Raw genomic sequence first — 15,619 nt, 5'->3', positions numbered from 1 at the left:
AACCGGCGCGCCCGTCGTATAATTCCCGATGACGCGCCCGCGCATCGCATCGCATGAACCGCTATTTCGAGGATTTCACCGCCGGCCAGACTTTCAAGCATTGGCCCGGCCGCACGATCACCGACTTCGACAACACCTGGTTCACGCTCATGACGATGAACACCAACCCGCTTCACTTCGACGCCGCTTACGCCGCGACCACGCAGCACGGCCGCCCTCTAGTCAACGGGCTGCTCGTGATGGCGACGGTGGTCGGGATGAGCGTGAAGGACGTGAGCGAGAATGCGATTGCGAATCTCGAATACGAATCAGTGCGTCACACCGGCCCGACCTTCGCCGGCGACACGCTTTACGCGGAAACGAAAGTGCTCGAGACGACCGCGTCGAAATCGAAAAGCGACCGCGGCGTAATTTATGTCGAGACTCGCGGCCTCAATCAACGCGGCGAGGAGATAATGATCCTGCGCCGCAAAATTCTTGTACCGCGCCGTCCCGCTTGAGCCGTAGCGTTATGGATCAGCTCTACTTCGTCGTTCACACGCATTGGGATCGCGAATGGTATCAGCCGTTTCAGCAGATGCGCGCGCGGCTGGTCGCGATGGCCGATCGCATGATTCCGCTGGTCGAGCGCGGCACCATCCCGTCGTTTCACTTCGACGGACAGACAATAGTGCTCGACGACTACCTCGAGATGCGCCCGCGCGCCGAGTCGCGGCTGCGCAATCTGATTCGCGCCAGCAAAATCCAGGTCGGGCCGTGGTACGTGCTCGCCGACAGCTTCCTGGTGAGCGGCGAGTCGCTGATTCGCAATCTCGAAATTGGGATGGCGATCGCGCGACGCTTCGGCCGCCCGCTCGACGTCGGCTATCTTCCCGATCAGTTCGGGCATATCGCGCAGATGCCGCAAATCCTCGCCGGCTTCGGGTTCACGACCGCGGTGCTGTGGCGCGGAGTCGGCGCGGACGTGAATCGCAATCGCTTTACCTGGGAGGCGCTCGACGGCAGTTCGGTGCTGACGGTCTATCTGCCCAACGGCTATTCCAACGGCGCGAATCTGCCGCTCGAATCAGTCGACAGCTTCGTCGCGCGCGCCGAGCAGATCGCGCGCCGCGAGCGCGACTTCGCCGCGGGCACCCCGATCCTGGTGATGAACGGTACCGATCACGCCCCGCCCGACGCGCGACTCTCGGAGCGAATCAACCAGGCGCGAGAGATTTCCGCGATGACCTTCGAGATCGGCTCGCTCGAGACTTACGTGCACCGACTCGCGGAGCTTCCGCTCGACGGCACCCCGCAGCATCGTGGCGAACTGCGCTCGCCCTTGCGATCGCATCTGCTGCCCGGCGTAACCTCCGCGCGCACCTGGATCAAGCATCGCGACTTCGAGAATTGCCGCGAGCTCGAGCGCTACGCCGATCCGCTCGCCGCCCTTGCCAACGCGCTCGGACGCGGCGCGGGGCTCGACGCATTCCTCGAGATGGCGTGGCGCACTGAAATTCAGAACCATCCTCACGATTCGATTTGCGGATGCTCGGTCGACCAGGTGCACGTCGACATGCGCTATCGATTCGATCAGGCTGCGATGCTCGCCGAAACCGCGGTGCGGCGCGCCTCCGCCGCATGCCTCAACGTTCGCAACCTCGACGCGTCCGAACTCGCGGTCTTCAATCCGTCGCTCGTTCGCGGCGCGCTCGTCACCGGCGAGAGGGAAGCCGCCGACCCGGGCGCGCGCTACGGCGTCGAGACAGCAGATGGCCGACGCATCCCGGTCGCCGTCGACAATGCTCGCGAGCAGCGCGCGGTCGATTCCGAGATGCCGGCGGCCGAGTTCAAATCGATCATTGGCAGCTTGAGCCAGCCGTCGGTGTTCGGCCGCACGGTAAATCGTTACGAGATCGCGACCACGCCCGACGGCCGCCCGCAGGTGAACCTTTTTATGAGCCGCGCCGCGTTCAGCGATCTCGATCTCGCGGAATTCCAGCACGCGATTCGCACCCGCATCTCCGATTCGGGTTCGATCCGCATCCATGCGACCAGCGCCGCGCGATGCGCCATCAGTTTCGTCGTCGACGATCTCGCGCAAACCGGATTCAGCTTCTATCGCCTCGTTCGCGACGATTCTTTTGTCGTGCCGGCGAGTCCCGAGGTCGTCACGTCGATTGAGAACGAGTTTTTCCGCCTGACGCCGACGCCGCGCGGCCTGGGGATTAGCGATTTGAAGCGCAATGCGGCGATGGAACTGTATTTCGAAGACGACGGCGATCGCGGCGACGAGTACAACTACGATCCCGTCGGAGACGGCGCGCCAATCGTAACGCCCGCCTCGATCTCCGCGAGCGTTATCGACAACGGCCCGGTACGCAGTCGCATCAAGCTCGCGATGACGTTCGAGGTGCCCGCTTCTTTGACGGCAGATCGACGCGCGCGATCGTCGGAACACGCGAATCTCGACGTCGTTCTCACCGCGACGCTCTATCAGGGTCTCGATCGAATCGACTTTATAGCCGACATCACGAATCGCTCGAGCGACCATCGCCTGCGTGCCGCTCTGCGCACGCCGGTCACCGCCGCCGACGCCGTCTACGACACCAGTTTCGGCGTGATCCGCCGGCCGCTCGCGCCATCGGAACCGCGCGGCACCGAGGACATCTATCCCACCGTGCCTCATCGTACGTTCACCGCGGTCGAGGGCGCCGAGTTCTCTGCCGCGCTCGCGAGCCGCGGCATCCTCGAGGTCGAGGCGCGTCCCGAGCCTGCGGGCGAGACAACGATTCTCCTGACTCTGCTCCGATGCGTTGGATGGCTGTCGCGCTCCGACCTCGCGACCCGCCGCGGTGGCGCCGGGCCGGAGCTGGAGACGCCAGACGCGCAGGAATTGGGTGCGCATCGCTTCGAATTCGCAGTCGCGACCTTTCGCGGCAGCTATCTCGACAGCGACTTGCTGCAACGCGTCGAGGCGTACACTTCGCCACCGCGCATTTTTTCCGGCCGTCGCGACGACCGCGACGCCGCCGCGATGTTGCTGAGCTGCAACAATTCCCACGTAATTTTTTCCACCGCCCGCCCGCTCGCTCGTACGAATTGTTACAAAGTGCGCGCCTACAGCGCGTCGCCGACGCCCGAGATCGCTCGTTTCGCCTTCTGCGCCAGTGGGCGCGCGCGTCTGGTCGATCTGGCAGGACGTCCCGTGAAGCGCGCCGGCCTTAAGCGCTCGCGCGATGGTGCGATCACGCTCGAGCTCAAGCCGTTCGAGCTCGTCACCTTCGAAGTGCGCCCGCGGGCTCGATGACGCTGAAGATTTTTTCCAAATAGATCGTCATAAAGATTGATCGACGGCGCGATTCGAATATGGTGTTTAATCCGAGTTTTGAATTCGGTCGTGCAGTCGGGGAATTGAAACGAAAAAAATCATCGTGCGTAACTATTGACGAGCGAAACCAGTGAACACTGACTCCGGGAGCGCCACCGAATCATGAGCGACAAAATCACGGTCCGTACCGTGTACGATTTCCCCGTCGCCGCTCACTTGTGCGACGACAGAACCGTGCGTTACGTCAAACTGGTGCGCCGCAGCGGCCAGCAACCAGAAGGCACCTGCCCGCTGTGCAAGACTTCGTTTCTGTATCGAAAGCCCAAAGCTTCGAAGACCGCTCGCCACGTCGACGGTGAGGGCATCGTCCACTTTTAGATCCTTTTTGAGAATCGATTCCGCTATTTCGCGCGAGGGGTGCCGTCCTGCTCGGCGCCATGCTTTTTCACCAGCATGATCGGCGGACCTTTGTAGAAGCGTGCCGCTTCGTCACCGACGAAAGTCATCCCGTCATTCGGATCGAACCACGCATGCAGCCTGGGCACGAAGGCCGCGACGATCATATTTAGCAATCCAAAGTCCGGCCGCACTTCGACCCGCATCGCCTCCGCGCCATAGCTGGTCCAGACCGCATTTCCCGGATCGATATTCACGCTGATCGCAAATATCTTCGGCCCCGGCGCGCAGCTGAAGACGTGCAGCGGACGACTAACGCCTCGGTCGCCCGCCCGCAGGAAATTCCGAATCGGAATCACAATGCTCGCGCCCGCCCAGGTGTCTTCCGGGACGCTCAACACTTCGGACTGCTCACTCTTTTGACCGGCTGAGTTGTCGACGCAGGTCCCGGCGCCTGACTTCACGTCCAGGTGCGCGCGTCTCAGAATCGATTTGTCGACATTGTAGAACGTGTGATCGAATTCCGTCAGCTTCGGCTGCCCGCCCGACGCCACCTCGATATGCGCGATCTCGACGTCGGTCTGACCGTCAAAGTATCCATTCTCGCCGCGCAGCACCGCGCCGTCGCGGGTACTTTCGACGCGGTAACGCGCCTGCCCGATCGCGACGCCGGTGCCGGGAGTGACAATCGAAAAACTGGTCGTCGGAAATCTGAGCGCCTCCGCCGAAAACGCGGGCCGCGCCCACGCCGCTGTCATCACTATCCCGATCGTCGCGACCAGCCATCTCAAACCACTGCCTCGATTCATCCTGTCTTCCAATCGTCCCGTCGCACCCGCGATACCTTCTCCTCAAATAGGGCTCTTGCCAATGCGCCCGCTGTCTGGGACCTTGGTCGCGACCTGAGCCACTGTAGTTCAATTGTCTTTACGACGATGGAGCAAAACAACCCCGCCGATGCTTGATACGATCTTCGGCGCGAACCCCGACCTCAAGCGCGTGCAGTCGCGATGCGCCCGCGCTCTGTTCCGTGCCGGCATCAGCGCCAACGCCGCGACGATTCTCGCCGCCGTGGCCGGCATCGCATCTGGCCTCGCGTTCGCGAGCGCGCGCGGGACGTTCGCGATCGCCGCACTCGCAATCAGCGCCGCCTTCGACGCCCTCGACGGCACCATCGCCCGCGAATGCGCCGCGCCCAGCCCGCTTGGCGGCGTGCTCGACCTGTCCGCCGACCGCATCGTCGAGGCCTGCGTAATCGTCGGCATCGCCTGGCGCGATCCCGCCCTCTATTTTCCAGCGCTAGTCCTGGTAGCAACGTGGTACGTGAACATCACGATATTTCTGGCGGTAGGCGCCGCACTTGAAGGTCCTGGCGCAAAACTAATCGAGTACCCACCCGGAATCCTCGAACGCACCGAAGCAATAATCTTCTTCATAGTCTTAGGCCTGCTGGAAACGACGTCGATAACCCGCGCGATAGCCCCGATGCTCTGCTATGCGATGGCAGCGCTCGAGATAGTCACCGGCGCACAGCGGCTCCTGTTCGGCGTAAGGATGTTGCGATCACAATGAATAAGAATGCCACATCTCGAAAAGTGGCAAGGCCCTCTCTTCCATCGCCACCAATCGCTGCCAGGAAACCACACCAGGTCCTATCGCCTAATGGGCCCCGCGACGATAGCTACTACTGGCTGCGAGACGACACTCGAAAGTCGAAAGAGGTCTTGAACTACCTCAATGACGAAAATGCCTACGCTAACTCCTTTCTAGCTCCTACGCAGGCGCTTCAGGATGAGCTATTCGAAGAGCTCGTCGGGCGTATCAAGCAGGACGATGCTTCTGTGCCGGTCCTGCGCCGCGGATGGTGGTACTACACCCGCTATGAGACCGGCCGCGAGTATCCAATCTATGCTCGAAGGCGTCGCACGATGAGCGCGCCCGAGCATGTGATGCTCGACGGCAATACGTTAGCGGCGGGAAAAACCTTCTATCAAATCGGCGCGTGGTCGGTGAGCCCGAACGGACGCATGCTCGCCTATGCCGAAGATGATGTAGGTCGTCGCCAGTACAAACTTAGGGTGAAGAATCTCGACACCGGCAAGGTGCTGGCAGATACCGTGTCCAACATCGAACCTAACCTGGTTTGGGCTAACGACAATAAGACTCTGCTGTACGTCGAGAAAGATCCCGTAACCTTGCTGAGCGTGAGAGTCCGCAAGCACGTAGTCGGCGCTGATCCTGTGAAAGATAAACTTGTGTATGAGGAACGCGATCACAGCTATTACCTGCGTCTCACGCGGAGTAAGTCCGAGAAGTACTTGTTCATCGTGCTTAGAAGCACTTTGCAAAGTGAATGGCACTACGCCAATGCTGACGATCCTAAGCTGAAATTCAGAACCGTGATTCCGCGTGAGCCGAATCATGAGTACCAGGTGGCTCATATAGGTCGCGATTTTGTCCTGCGCACCAACTGGGAGGCCCCGAATTATCGCCTGGTTCGGGCGCCCATCGCCAAGGTCGCCGACAAGCGAACCTGGAAAGACGTTATACCGGCGCGCGACGATGCCTTCTTGCAATCCTTTGAGGTGTTCAGGAACTACGTCGCAGTGAACGAGCGCTCCGGCGGCCTGATGAAGCTGCACGTGCGATCCTGGAACGGAAAGAGAGACTACGTCATAGCTTCCGCGGAGCCTTCGTACACCACCCAGTTGATGCCGACCCCCGGGATCGAGTCGGCCAAAGTCCGCTACATCTATACGTCGCTGACCACACAAAGAACGACCTATGAGTACGACATGACCTCCGATCGAAAGACTGTGCTTAAGACGGAGCCGGTTCTCGGGGGATTCGGTTCCGCCAATTACCGGACCGAGTATCTGCATGCGACCGCGAGCGACGGTGCCTTGATTCCTATCTCCATTGCGTACCGCGTAGGAACGAAGCGCGATGGAACCGCGCCTCTTTACCAGTACGCTTACGGCTCCTACGGCTTATCTACCGATCCGGCATTCATCCCGAACTGGGTAAGCCTTATGGATCGTGGATTCGTCGTTGCAATCGCCCACGTCCGCGGCGGACAGGAGATGGGCCGCGCCTGGTATGACGAGGGCAGACTGCTTAACAAGAAAAACACGTTCACCGATTTCATCGCAGTAACCCGTCACCTGGTACGCGAGAAATATGCCGCACGAGACAAAGTGTTCGCGCAGGGCGGGAGTGCGGGCGGTCTGCTGATGGGCGCGATCGCGAACCTGGCGCCGAGTGATTATCGCGGCGTCGTAGCCAACGTGCCATTCGTGGATATCGTGACTACAATGCTGGATGAATCGATCCCGCTAACCACCAACGAGTTCGACGAATGGGGCAATCCAAAGGACAAGGTCTTCTACGACTACATGATGTCCTACTCACCCTATGACAACGTCATAGCCAAGTCCTATCCGGCGATGCTCGTAACCAGCGGCCTATGGGACTCCCAGGTGCCATACTGGGAGGCCGCCAAGTGGGTAGCAAAGCTGCGCGCCGTGAAGACCGATAGGCACCCACTGCTGTTCAAGATCAACATGCAAGCCGGCCACGGCGGTAAATCCGGCCGCTTCGAGCGGCTACGCGAAACAGCGATCGAGTATCAGTTCATCCTGACTAGCCTTACGAGCTAGCGCTACTCTCCTATTCCACCGTCACTGACTTCGCGAGGTTGCGCGGCTGATCGACATCGGTCCCTCGCTCTGACGCTATATGGTAGGCGAGCAACTGCAGCGGCACCGTCATCAGTACCGGCGTCAGCATCCTGTTAGTCTCCGGCACTTCGATAATTTCCGCGGCGCCGCTTTTCAGCTCCGCGGTCGCGTGATTGGTCACCGCGATTATCCGGCCATTGCGCGATTCGACCTCCTTCAGATTCGACATCGACTTTTCGAACAGGTCGTCGTTGGGAATTATCACCACCACCGGCATCTTGTCGTCGATAAGCGCGATCGGCCCATGCTTCATCTCGCCCGCCGAGTAACCCTCGGCGTGGATATAGGAAATTTCCTTCAGCTTCAGCGCGCCCTCGAGCGCAATCGGGTAATTGATCCCTCGGCCAAGGAAAAGGAAGTCCTTCGCCTGTGCGTACTTGCGCGCGATCTGCTGAATATTCGGCTCACTCTCGAAGATAGTTTTGATTTGCCCGGGAATCGCGAGCGCCGGCTGTAGCAGTTGTGCGGCAACGGACTCCGACAAACGTCCCATCCGTGCCGCCAGATGAATCGCGAACAGATAGTAGGCCTCGAGCTGCGTGAGAAAGCATTTGGTGGTAGTGACGCTCGTCTCCGGACCGCATCGCGTGTACAACTGCGCGTCCGCCTTGCGCGCGATCGACGAATCCACCGTATTGGTGATCGCGAGCAGGTGCGCGCCGCGCGCGCGCCCTTCTTCCATCGCCGCGATAGTGTCCGCAGTCTCGCCCGACTGCGACACCGCGATGATCATCGTGCGGTCATCGATCGGCGGCCGCCGATAGCGGAACTCGGACGAGTAATCGACCTCGACCGGAATTCCCGCGAGGTCCTCGATCATGAACTTGCCCACCAGCGCTGTGATCCACGACGCGCCCGCACCCAGCATCACGATTCGCCCGATCGCCGCAGGACCGCCCGCCGGCAGCAGCTCGCCCTCGAACCGCACTGTCGACGAGGCGCCGTCAGCGCGTCCTGCCATCGTGTCGATCCACGCCTGCGGCTGGTCGTTGATTTCCTTGCGCAGGTAATGCCGAAAGCCGCCCTTGGTCGCGGCGACAGCGTCCCATTCGACTTGACGCGGCGCGCGAGTCACCTCGGTGCCGTCGAACTTCATCAGCCGAATTGCGGTGGCGGTGACCTCGGCCAGCTCGCCGTCCTCGAGCACCATCGCGCGGCGCGTGTGTTCGAGAATCGCGGGAATATCCGACGCGATAAAATTCTCGCCGACGCCCAGTCCCAGCACCAGCGGCGTCGCAGTCTTGGCCGCGACCAGCGTCCCCGGCTCGGTTTCCGACAGCACGACGATCGAGAACGATCCGCGCAGCCGCTGGACAGCCTCGCGCACAGCCTCGATCAGGCCACGACCGCCCTTGAGCTTCTCTTCAATCAGATGCGAGATCAGTTCGGTGTCGGTCTCGGAGCTGAGCTTGTGGCCGCGCGCAAGCAGCTCGGCGCGCAGCTCGATGAAGTTCTCGACGATGCCGTTATGAATGACCGCGACCGGGCCGGCTTTGTGCGGATGCGCATTTTCCTCAGACGGGCGGCCGTGCGTGGCCCATCGCGTGTGCCCGATTCCTATGTGGCCTTGCAGAGGCGAGTCAGCCAACAGCATCCGCAGGTTCTCGAGCTTGCCCTTGGCGCGCCGAATTTCGAGCTTGCCGCTCTCGACGATAGTCGCGACCCCGGCCGAATCGTAGCCGCGATACTCCAACCGTCCCAGCCCCCCGAGCAGGATCGGGTAGGCCTCGCTCGGCCCAACGTATCCGATTATTCCGCACATACTCGTTCGCTCCTTTCCCCGCGATTGCAGGGACGGTTACAAAGTTTTCCGAACGCACTGACGGAGCGAACCGATAGGGAAATAATCTGTCAGGAGAGTTTAGAAAATCACGTCAGAGCCGGATGCTCTGCCACTCGAGGCGGGCTTTGTCGCGCGGTCACCCGCGCGGTTTAACCTTTTCACCTCTATCGACTGTGGAACCGGGAAGCCATCCGCCGAATCTTTCGATACTGCTTCCACCTCGTCAACTCATGCGATGAACATGAGTCCTGGCGCTACTCTCATTCTATATTTTCAATCGCCTCGCCCCTCAACTCATTCGGTTGATTATTCTCGCTCATCCGAACGAGTTCAAGCGACGCCTTTGGTCGGTAGGCCTGCCCACTTGGGATAGGTGCGTTCAAAGAGTTAAGATGCGCTCGCAGCAAGCGCCTCGCGCGGAACGGCGACAACAGGTAATACAGTCGCGCGCGCGAACGCGCATCCGCTTTTCTCCACAACTACAGCTCAAGGAGCCCGGGTGACTGCGGCCTTTCCTCTCATCGGATACTCGTAAACAACCTTCAGCAACATTTCCGCGAAGTCGATTATTTCTCGCGCCTCCGGACTGGTTTTGATAACGATCTCGTGGTTTGCTTCATTGCCTTCGGTCCTGAGTTTGTCTACCCAATCGCTTGCGCCCGCGGGGACGAAGTGATTGTCACCCAGAAATTTCACGTAATTCTGGAATGTGTCTCCCGCTTTCGCCCCTTTCTCTACCGCGACGTGCATCAGCAACTTGCGACACGACATAACTGCGGCCGTGGGTGCTCCTGCACCTACTGCTGTCCGAGATTCCTCGTATAGCTTTTCAATGTCAGGGGGCAGATGCTTGACGGTATTCCCATAACTTACTCCGGGAACTTGGTCGCCTCCGGCTAAGAGAGTTGGTCCGCTGCATTCCGGGCATACGCGCAGAGCGCCATGCGGCATGCCTGCCGCTCTTGTGTTGCCATCCCATCCCTTCTCGCTCGCAACTTGATTTCCGCAATATGCGCAAACAAAAGTGCGCGACCCTACCGAGGCTACGTTCACCCACGTAACATTAAGTATTTTTTTCATAGGTTCACGTTTAGTTATGAGATAAAGCGACCTAGAGGATCTGAGCAGCATCAACATCACGTTGGTGCTGCGTTTCATCGGCGTCAGAATTCAAAACTGACTCACGACCATCTAATCTTAATGCTCTTTCTTGCGCCTTAAGCTGCCGTCGGGGCTGTCGTTGTGGCGCTTGCGCCATGACGCCATCCAGCCGACTTTTTCGCGCTGCGGGTGATGCGACATCACGAGTGAGCCGTCCGGCACCTCGCGAATAATCGTCGTGCCCGACGCGACGTACACATCGCTGCCGACCTTCACCGGCGCGACCAGCTGCGTGTCGCATCCGACCATGCAGCGGTCGCCGATTTCCGTGTGATGCTTGTCGTAGCCGTCGTAGTTCACGGTGATAACGCCGCATCCGACGTTGGTGTCGGCGCCGATGGTAGCGTCGCCGAGGTAGCTCAGATGGCTGGCCTTGGTGCCGCGGCCGAGGCGGGCCTTCTTGGTCTCGACAAAGTTGCCGATGCGATTGTGTCCTAGAAGTTCGGTACCCGCGCGCAGGTTGGCGAACGGCCCGATCTCCGATTCCTCTCCAATGACACAATCTTCGGCGCGCACTCCCAGCTTCAGATGGCATCGCGGGCCAATCGTGACGTTGCTGAGCCACGCGGTGCCGTCGATTCGCACGCCCTCGCCGAGCTTGCACGCGCCGAGAATCTGAACATTGGGACCGATGACGCAGTCAGGCGCGATTTCCGCTTGCTCGGAGATGTAGGCGGTCGCCGGATCGACAATCGTCACGCCTGCCTGCATTAACTTTCGGTTAACGGCGGCACGAATTTCCGCTTCCATATTTGCCAGCTCCTCGCGCGAGTTGATCCCGGCAAACTCCGCCGGGTCGTCAGCAACCCACGCTTCGACTTTTTCGCGACGTGCGCGCGCAATCGCGACGATATCGGTCAGGTAGTACTCATCCTGGGCGTTGGCCGGCTTCAATTCCGCGAGCGCAGAACGAAGCAGGGCGCTATCGACAAGGTAAAAGCCGGTGTTGATTTCCTTGATGGCGCGCTCGACGGGAGACGCGTCGCGGAACTCGACGATTTTCTCGAGGCTACCGGCCGCATCGCGAATCACGCGCCCGTAGGCGGATGGATCCTCGAGAATGATGCTGATGAACGAGAGCTTCGTGCCGCGCTTTCGATGCGCGTCCAGAAACGCGCGCAGCGTCGACGACTTGATGGCCGGCATGTCGCCATAAGTAATCAGCACATCACCGCTAAAGTTCGCAGGAAGCTGATCTAGCGCGCATCGTGCTGCGTCTCCGGTGCCGCGCTGTGGCTCCTGGAGCGCGAATCGCGCTCGGGGCGAGGTTATCGCCGCTTCGACTTCGCGAGCCTGGTGCCCGACGACGATCACGATTGGATCGGGATGTAGTGCAGCGACGGCGCGAACTGCGCGAGCGATCATCGGCTCGCCGCCAAGCTCGTGCAGGACTTTGGCGCGCTTCGATCGCATCCGGGTCCCCTTGCCGGCGGCGAGGATGATCGCGGCGACGTTACTCGTAGTCATCGAAGTTCGAGACTTTCCACGTGTCGGCGTCCTTGCGCGCCGTGATCAGCCAGTTGCGATTGAAGGTGCCGCCTTCGGGCACATCGATAGTCGCGCGAAACAGGAACTCGATATGGTCGGTGGCATCGCGCTCGGCGGTGAGTTTGTAGTGCACCACCGGCTTGCGCGTGTTCGCGTCGATTTTCTGATTGCCGATCAGCGTCATCTCATGATGAAGCTTGTCGAGCGCGAGCCCGGTGCAGAACGGCTCCGCCGCCTTGAGATCGATCGCTACATAGTATTGGTCGATGAAGCGATCGACGACGCCGCGCGCGCTGTTGGCGGGATGGCATCCCGTGGCGACGATAGAGGCGAACGTCGCAACGAAAACAAGCTGCGCGCATCGATCACGAAAGATGAACATCCGCGATGTCATGATTTTTTCTTGAACAGAGCCTCCAGCTTGTCCTGCGCGCCGGTCCTTTTCGCTGCCGGCTTGGCCGCAGTGTCACTCGGGATGAAATATTCGCAGAAGTTGAATCGTTCCTTATCCACCACCCGCTCCGCCATCGGCTCGCGACAACTGTTGTTGTACGCCGGATCGTAGAATCCGCAATTCCGACACGAGTGGATCGCGCGCCCGCATCCCGGACACTCGTCGCGAAAACCGACGCGCTCTCCCGTGACGACTTCTATCTTCGTTGCGCAATGCCAACAGTTCATAGCGCGGCGGCGAGTTCTTCGTGCGGCATGGTGCTCCGCGGGACTGGAATGCAAGGGGCTTGGAAATGCACGCTTTTTCGGCCGAATCGCCGCTGCTAGCATAGCCGCTCGAATGGACGCGCGCGAGATGATGGGAGCCGCGGTCGAGGCGTTTACCGACGCACTGAAAAAAGCCTCGCGCGCCGCAGACAATACGGTGACGAACTATCGCCGCGACCTGCTCGCGTTCCGAAGTTTCCTGCTCGATCGCGCTGCCGTTCTCGGCAAGCGCGTCGACGAGATCGACGTCACGAGCATCACTGCGGATCACATCCGCAGCTACCTGGCTGAATTGATGAAAAACAAAGCCGCTCGCGCCACCGTTCAGCGCCGCCTCAGCGCGATCAAGGCCTTCTTTCGATATCGCGAGACTACCATTGGTGCCGCGAGTCCCGCGCGCACGATTCGCTCTCCCAAGAATGAGCGGCGCCTGCCGTCAATCCTGCAAGAGGACGAAGTTCGCCGCCTGCTCGAATTCTCTTCGACACCCGACGACTCGACCACGCCTGCTGCGCTGCGCGATCGAGCAATCTTCGAGACCCTGTATTCCTCCGGTCTCCGCGTCGGCGAGCTGGTCGGTCTCAACTGGCGCGATATCGATGAAGAGCTCGGCATGGTCATGATCCGCGCGGGCAAGGGCAACAAGGATCGCCTCGTACCCCTCGGCGAGCCCGCCCTCGACGCCTTGAAAAAGTGGAAGACCGCGATGCCGATTGCGTGGGAGCACGACGGTCCCGTGATCACCAATCTTCGCGGCGGACGCCTCACCACCCGCAGCGTCGAGATGCTCCTTCAGCGCCGAATCGAGGCGGCCGGCCTCACCGCCGGCCTCACTCCCCATGGGCTGCGTCACTCCTTCGCAACGCATATGCTTGGTAATGGTGCCGACCTGCGCTCGATACAGGAGATGCTCGGGCATGCGAGCCTCGCCACGACGCAGCGGTATACTCATGTCAGCGTGAATCATTTGAAAGAGGTTTATCGACGTGCCTTCCCACGAGTCTGACCGGGGTATCGAGCCGGGTGCCGAGTTTCGTCACACCACGATTCTGAGCGTGCGCCACGGAGGGCACGTTGTAATCGCGGGTGATGGGCAGGTGAGCGTTGGTCAAACGATCATGAAGAGCAAGGCCAAGAAAGTGCGCCGGCTGCATCAGGATCGCGTCCTGGCTGGCTTCGCGGGATCGACCGCCGACGCGCTGACTCTGTTCGACAAGTTCGAATCCAAGCTGCAGGAATATAATGGAGTGCTGCGGCGCGCCGCCGTCGAGCTGGCCAAAGATTGGCGCACCGATCGAATCCTCCGCCGGCTTGAGGCGATGCTCGTAGTCGCGGACAAGGAAAGCTCACTGCTTATTTCGGGCGTCGGCGACGTGCTAGAGCCCGACGATGGAATCCTGGCGATTGGATCCGGCGGCAACTATGCGCTCTCAGCCGCGCGCGCGTTGATTCGTCACGGCTCCGGGATGACGGCGCGCCAAATCGCCGAGGGCGCGATGAAAATCGCGTCGGAAGTCTGCGTTTACACCAACGACGAATTCGTCTTCGAGGAATTGTAGCCACAACACCTGCGGGAAGTTTTCATCCGATGGCAGTTCCACAAGTGATGACACCGCGCGAGATCGTCTCCGAGCTCGACCGCTACATCGTCGGGCAGCATGACGCCAAGCGGGCAGTTGCGATCGCGTTGCGCAATCGATGGCGGCGGCAGAATGTCGCGCCCGACTTGCGCGACGAAATCGCGCCTAAGAATATCCTGATGATCGGTCCCACCGGCGTCGGCAAGACCGAAATCGCGCGGCGTCTCGCGCGCCTGGCGCAGGCCCCGTTCGTCAAGGTCGAGGCCTCGCGTTACACCGAGGTCGGTTACGTCGGCCGCGACGTCGAGTCGATGATTCGCGACCTCGCCGAATGTGCGGTCAAGATGGTGCGCGACGAAGCGCGCGATCGCGTCGCGGTCAAGGCGCGCGAGAACGCCGAGGAGCGCCTGCTCGATATCCTGTTCCCGGCGCCGACCAAAGTTCGCCGTCCCGCGGGTATCACGCCCGAGGGCAATATCGAGGCGGTCGACAACAACTCGCACAAAGACACGCGCGAGAAGTTGCGCAAGCTGCTCAACGGCGGCCATCTCGACGATCGCGAAGTCGAGCTCGAAGTCAGCGCCAACGCCGTCCCGAACATCGAGGTCTTCACCCCCCAGGGCATGGAAGAGATGGGCCTCAACATGAAGGATCTGATGAATCAGCTCATGCCCAAGAAGACGCGCACGCGCAAAGTGAAAATCCCCGAGGCGCTCGAGCTGCTGACCGTCGAAGAAGCTGCCCGGCTGGTGGATATGGAAGCGGTGGCGCACGAGGCGATCACGCGCGCGGAGCAGTCGGGCATCGTCTTTATCGACGAAATCGACAAAATCGCCGGCCGCGAGTCGCACGGCCCCGACGTCTCGCGCGAGGGCGTGCAGCGCGACCTGCTGCCAATCGTCGAAGGCTCGACCGTCAACACCAAATACGGCGCGGTCAGGACCGATCACATTTTGTTCGTCGCGTCAGGCGCGTTTCACACCTCGAAGCCGTCGGACCTGATTCCCGAATTCCAGGGACGCTTTCCGATCCGCGTCGAGCTCAAGGCTCTGACCCGCGAAGACTTCATCCGCATCCTCACCGAGCCCGAGAACGCGCTGACCCGCCAATACGTCGCCCTGATGGAGACCGAGGGCGTGCACATGCGCTTCAGCGAAGACGGCGTCGCCGCGCTCGCTGAGATCGCGGCAAAGGTAAACGCGCGCTCGGAAAATATCGGCGCGCGCCGCCTGCACACCGTCCTCGAGCGCCTGCTCGAAGAACTATCCTTCAACGCCCCCGAACTCCCTGACCGCGAGCTAACCATAGACGCCACCTACGTCCACGGCCGCCTCGACGAAATCGTCAAAGACGAGGATCTCTCCCGCTATATCTTGTAGCTCCCGCTCGCTGGTTACGGACGAATTAACCGTCCCGCAATGAATGCATTGCGCCGAGCCTG

At 60.7% G+C, this 15,619-nt stretch carries 14 protein-coding genes; 8 read left to right on the top strand and 6 right to left on the bottom strand.

All coding sequences use genetic code 11. The features are described from left to right. The first annotated feature begins 53 nt into the window (after positions 1 to 53). From WB650_RS04885 to WB650_RS04875, 3 genes are all read left to right on the top strand, one after another. Positions 54 to 500, top strand: a complete 447-nt coding sequence (locus WB650_RS04885) for a MaoC family dehydratase (protein WP_422303157.1) — start codon at positions 54 to 56, stop codon at positions 498 to 500. Positions 501 to 511: 11 nt separating this feature from the next. Beyond that, complete coding sequence (locus WB650_RS04880) at positions 512 to 3,289, top strand: glycoside hydrolase family 38 C-terminal domain-containing protein (RefSeq protein WP_423959635.1); 2,778 nt, start codon at positions 512 to 514, stop codon at positions 3,287 to 3,289. A gap of 183 nt (positions 3,290 to 3,472) precedes the next feature. Then, positions 3,473 to 3,688 carry a hypothetical protein gene (locus tag WB650_RS04875; RefSeq protein WP_422304278.1) on the top strand — a complete coding sequence of 72 codons (216 nt, stop codon included), beginning with the start codon at positions 3,473 to 3,475 and terminating at the stop codon, positions 3,686 to 3,688. Positions 3,689 to 3,711: 23 nt separating this feature from the next. Here the strand turns inward: WB650_RS04875 and WB650_RS04870 are convergent, their stop codons facing one another. Then, a complete protein-coding gene (locus WB650_RS04870; protein WP_422304279.1) occupies positions 3,712 to 4,515 on the bottom strand; it encodes a hypothetical protein in 804 nt (267 codons plus the stop codon). Between the two features lie 148 nt (positions 4,516 to 4,663). Here WB650_RS04870 and WB650_RS04865 point away from each other — a divergent pair, with 148 nt between their 5' ends. Both WB650_RS04865 and WB650_RS04860 read left to right on the top strand, forming a co-directional pair. Further along, a complete protein-coding gene (locus tag WB650_RS04865) occupies positions 4,664 to 5,278 on the top strand; it encodes a CDP-alcohol phosphatidyltransferase family protein (protein ID WP_423959633.1) in 615 nt (204 codons plus the stop codon). Then, positions 5,275 to 7,365 carry a S9 family peptidase gene (locus WB650_RS04860; protein WP_423959632.1) on the top strand — a complete coding sequence of 697 codons (2,091 nt, stop codon included), beginning with the start codon at positions 5,275 to 5,277 and terminating at the stop codon, positions 7,363 to 7,365. The genes WB650_RS04865 and WB650_RS04860 overlap by 4 nt, the downstream gene beginning before the upstream one ends. Positions 7,366 to 7,375: 10 nt before the next feature. Here WB650_RS04860 and glmS read toward each other — a convergent pair whose 3' ends face one another. From glmS to WB650_RS04835, 5 genes are all read right to left on the bottom strand, one after another. Continuing rightward, a complete protein-coding gene (gene glmS, locus WB650_RS04855) occupies positions 7,376 to 9,208 on the bottom strand; it encodes a glutamine--fructose-6-phosphate transaminase (isomerizing) (protein WP_422304067.1) in 1,833 nt (610 codons plus the stop codon). Between the two features lie 507 nt (positions 9,209 to 9,715). Beyond that, positions 9,716 to 10,387, bottom strand: coding sequence for a DUF4145 domain-containing protein (locus WB650_RS04850; RefSeq protein WP_423959630.1), 672 nt, complete (start codon positions 10,385 to 10,387; stop codon positions 9,716 to 9,718). Positions 10,388 to 10,426: 39 nt separating this feature from the next. Further along, entirely contained in the window at positions 10,427 to 11,857 is a 1,431-nt protein-coding gene (gene glmU, locus WB650_RS04845; protein ID WP_423959629.1) for a bifunctional UDP-N-acetylglucosamine diphosphorylase/glucosamine-1-phosphate N-acetyltransferase GlmU, read from the bottom strand. Then, a complete protein-coding gene (locus WB650_RS04840) occupies positions 11,844 to 12,272 on the bottom strand; it encodes a hypothetical protein (protein WP_422303540.1) in 429 nt (142 codons plus the stop codon). Before WB650_RS04840 ends, glmU begins: the two co-directional genes overlap by 14 nt. After that, positions 12,269 to 12,559 carry a hypothetical protein gene (locus WB650_RS04835; protein WP_422303541.1) on the bottom strand — a complete coding sequence of 97 codons (291 nt, stop codon included), beginning with the start codon at positions 12,557 to 12,559 and terminating at the stop codon, positions 12,269 to 12,271. The genes WB650_RS04840 and WB650_RS04835 overlap by 4 nt, the downstream gene beginning before the upstream one ends. Positions 12,560 to 12,671: 112 nt before the next feature. Between WB650_RS04835 and WB650_RS04830 the strand changes: the two genes are divergently transcribed. Genes WB650_RS04830 through hslU form a run of 3 tightly spaced genes read left to right on the top strand, consistent with a single transcriptional unit; the run spans position 12,672 to position 15,557 of the window. Continuing rightward, positions 12,672 to 13,604 (top strand): tyrosine recombinase XerC, encoded by a 933-nt coding sequence (locus WB650_RS04830; RefSeq protein WP_422303542.1) that lies wholly within the window; start codon positions 12,672 to 12,674, stop codon positions 13,602 to 13,604. After that, the gene (hslV, locus tag WB650_RS04825) at positions 13,585 to 14,157 is read left to right on the top strand and encodes an ATP-dependent protease subunit HslV (protein WP_422303543.1); all 573 of its coding nucleotides are present in this window, start codon (positions 13,585 to 13,587) and stop codon (positions 14,155 to 14,157) included. The genes WB650_RS04830 and hslV overlap by 20 nt, the downstream gene beginning before the upstream one ends. Before the next feature lie 29 nt (positions 14,158 to 14,186). Continuing rightward, a complete protein-coding gene (gene hslU / locus WB650_RS04820; protein ID WP_422303544.1) occupies positions 14,187 to 15,557 on the top strand; it encodes an ATP-dependent protease ATPase subunit HslU in 1,371 nt (456 codons plus the stop codon). Positions 15,558 to 15,619 lie beyond the last annotated feature (62 nt).

It is taken from the genome of Binatus sp. (SeqCode) (assembly GCF_049584895.1).
In the GTDB taxonomy this organism is placed as follows: Bacteria; Desulfobacterota; Binatia; order Binatales; family Binataceae; genus Binatus.
Note: the sequence above shows the minus strand (reverse complement) of the source record. Positions and strands in the feature narration are given on the sequence as shown.

Bases quoted from the DNA above. Each gene is read 5' to 3' on its own strand.
- WB650_RS04885 (WP_422303157.1), top strand. From the start codon at position 54: ATGAACCGCTATTTCGAGGATTTCACCGCCGGCCAGACTTTCAAGCAT.
- WB650_RS04880 (WP_423959635.1), top strand. From the start codon at position 512: ATGGATCAGCTCTACTTCGTCGTTCACACGCATTGGGATCGCGAATGG.
- WB650_RS04875 (WP_422304278.1), top strand. From the start codon at position 3,473: ATGAGCGACAAAATCACGGTCCGTACCGTGTACGATTTCCCCGTCGCC.
- WB650_RS04870 (WP_422304279.1), bottom strand. From the start codon at position 4,515: ATGAATCGAGGCAGTGGTTTGAGATGGCTGGTCGCGACGATCGGGATA.
- WB650_RS04865 (WP_423959633.1), top strand. From the start codon at position 4,664: ATGCTTGATACGATCTTCGGCGCGAACCCCGACCTCAAGCGCGTGCAG.
- WB650_RS04860 (WP_423959632.1), top strand. From the start codon at position 5,275: ATGAATAAGAATGCCACATCTCGAAAAGTGGCAAGGCCCTCTCTTCCA.
- glmS (WP_422304067.1), bottom strand. From the start codon at position 9,208: ATGTGCGGAATAATCGGATACGTTGGGCCGAGCGAGGCCTACCCGATC.
- WB650_RS04850 (WP_423959630.1), bottom strand. From the start codon at position 10,387: ATGAAACGCAGCACCAACGTGATGTTGATGCTGCTCAGATCCTCTAGG.
- glmU (WP_423959629.1), bottom strand. From the start codon at position 11,857: ATGACTACGAGTAACGTCGCCGCGATCATCCTCGCCGCCGGCAAGGGG.
- WB650_RS04840 (WP_422303540.1), bottom strand. From the start codon at position 12,272: ATGACATCGCGGATGTTCATCTTTCGTGATCGATGCGCGCAGCTTGTT.
- WB650_RS04835 (WP_422303541.1), bottom strand. From the start codon at position 12,559: ATGAACTGTTGGCATTGCGCAACGAAGATAGAAGTCGTCACGGGAGAG.
- WB650_RS04830 (WP_422303542.1), top strand. From the start codon at position 12,672: ATGGACGCGCGCGAGATGATGGGAGCCGCGGTCGAGGCGTTTACCGAC.
- hslU (WP_422303544.1), top strand. From the start codon at position 14,187: ATGGCAGTTCCACAAGTGATGACACCGCGCGAGATCGTCTCCGAGCTC.